This is a genomic window from Luteimonas salinisoli (genome assembly GCF_013425525.1).
Classification (GTDB): Bacteria; Pseudomonadota; Gammaproteobacteria; order Xanthomonadales; family Xanthomonadaceae; genus Luteimonas; species Luteimonas salinisoli.
Window position 1 is genome coordinate 1 of record NZ_JACCKA010000037.1, and the last position, 2,123, is coordinate 2,123.

Below are 2,123 nucleotides of genomic sequence, written 5' to 3' on the forward strand. Positions count from 1 at the left end.
GTAGCTGTAGCGCAGCGCGAACGTCTGCCCGTTGGTGACCTGGAGCTTGCGCGTCATCTGGCCGAAGCGGTCGTAGCAGTAGCGGGTGCTGCCGCCGCGTCGTACCCCCCCCTGTTCTACCCATATTACCGACAACTATTCAACCTCTGCCAGACGAAATGGTTCTGAAAAATAATGGCACCCAGCCATGTCCTTCAAAGAGACTCGGTACTCCCTGGATTCACTCCGCCCCGGATCACTCACCGGACCAATCATGTCCAAGAAGAATGCCACGCCGCTGCCAGACCCAAGGGTCATCCATTTCTGCGGCGGAAAGAATTCTTCAAGAACAACCGCATCCATCTCCCATGTAACATCAGATATATGCCGACTTTGCAGCTCAATATATTGGCCATGGATTATTGTTGGTAGCAACGTATTATCCAATGGCAATCGAACCTGACTGGAAGATTTATTCGATATAACAAAGGACCCAAATGGATTATCTCTACCCCAAACGCTCAATCGTTGAATTCCTTTATACTCAATGGCAACCTGCCCCTCACATCGGAGGTTATCCGCCCCAAGAGCATAGAGCGCCGGAAATAGTACCAACATCAGTAACGCAAGCTTGCTCATCTTGCCGGTCCCGGAATAACCTGGGTGTGGCGTCCGCTTGCATCCCATCTATTGTGTGAATCAATAGCGGCCTGTCTCGCACCAGCTTGCAGGAATTGCTGCATAGCTTGCCGCGTAGCGGCTTCGCACTCAGCAGAATCAAAGAATCCTTGACCCTTCATTGAATCCTCCAGAGATTGCGCTCCGCTTCTCGCGCTACCGATCCAACTTCTTAAATCACGAACATGATCCAATTCGGCTCGGCGAGAAGCCCGCCTTTCACTCATCCTGTTGTAGCTCTGCCTGAGAAAAACGATCGGGGTAAATGCGACTGAGTACTCATTCAATGAGTAACTACCATTACTACAATCACAGGTCGCGGAAATTGACCAGTCAAGAGTGGTTCTAGCAGCGCTGGCCTCAGTAACGGTCGACAAGCCATCTCCTGGAAAGGTGCGTGTCTGGAGACCTGGCGCTAGCGTTGGACTCCAAACAATTGGGTTCGTCGTCCACTGCAGCAAACCATACATGTCAGCCCACACTAAAGGCGAACCGCTTACATAAGTATATGTATTAACTCCCGCCATCAATCCAAGCGGATCGCTTTGAGAATATCGTCCGGTAGTTAATTCATAATCTCTGAAGTAATTATAGCTGAGCCCGCTCGTCGCATCGTACCGCTGCCCCGGAAAACGCATATCGAAAGCGAATGCAGTGGCGTCCCCATCCGGATCCTCGTTCGGCGGACTGTTCCCGAAAGCCTCGCTGGCGAGATCCCAATTCCACACGGCGAGGTTTCGCACCGGATCAATCACCGCCCGTGGCGTGCCGAGGTGGTCGGGCTGCACGTAGTGGAGCCGATTGACGCCTGAGCTGCCGACCAGCAGGCCGACCGGGAAGTCATCCAGCCAGACCGCCTGCTGCAACGGTGTGCCCGCAGCGTCGTAGTCCCCGAGCCAGCGGCCAGCCTCGTCGAACACCGTGGTCGTGTCGCTGACGCCCAGATGCCTGCGCACCTGCTCGCCCCTCCCGTTGTAGACGTAGTGCATCGTCACCGCGCCGCCCTGCTTCGCCTGGCTCATGCGATTGGCGGCGTTGTAGACGAACTCCCTGGCCGTGCCGATGGCGAGGGTATTGCCGGCATTGTCGTAGTTGCGGGCCACGCCGGCCACGGCGGCGAGCCGGTGGCTGTCGGCCGGGTAGCTGTAGACCTGGCTGCCGCCGGCATTGGTGAAGCTGGTGCGGTTGCCGGTGGCGTCGTAGCCGTAGCTTTCGATGGCTGCGCCTGCGGCGCCGTCGCGGAAGGCGGTGAGGCGGCCGAGCGGGTCGTAGTCGAAGCTGGCTCGCGGCGGCTCGGCCAAGTCGGCGGTGTGCAGCGCCGTGAGATTGCCGACCGGGTCGTAGCTGTAGCCGAAATCCAATCCGCCGGCAGCCGGGTCGCTGATGGACGCGGGCCGGTAATCCAGATCATGCACCCGATCGAGGCGACGGCCGTTCCCGTACGTCCATCCGGCGGCCGGGCCGAA

Annotated in this window: 2 protein-coding genes; both read right to left on the reverse strand. The window is 57.7% G+C overall.

All coding sequences use genetic code 11. The features are described from left to right. Positions 1-135 precede the first annotated feature (135 nt). The gene (locus tag H0E84_RS05145) at positions 136-618 is read right to left on the reverse strand and encodes a hypothetical protein (protein ID WP_180677567.1); all 483 of its coding nucleotides are present in this window, start codon (positions 616-618) and stop codon (positions 136-138) included. Next, positions 615-2,123, reverse strand: a 1,509-nt coding sequence (locus tag H0E84_RS05150) for an RHS repeat-associated core domain-containing protein (RefSeq protein ID WP_180677568.1), incomplete at its 5' end; no start/stop codon positions are given. The genes H0E84_RS05150 and H0E84_RS05145, both read right to left, overlap by 4 nt.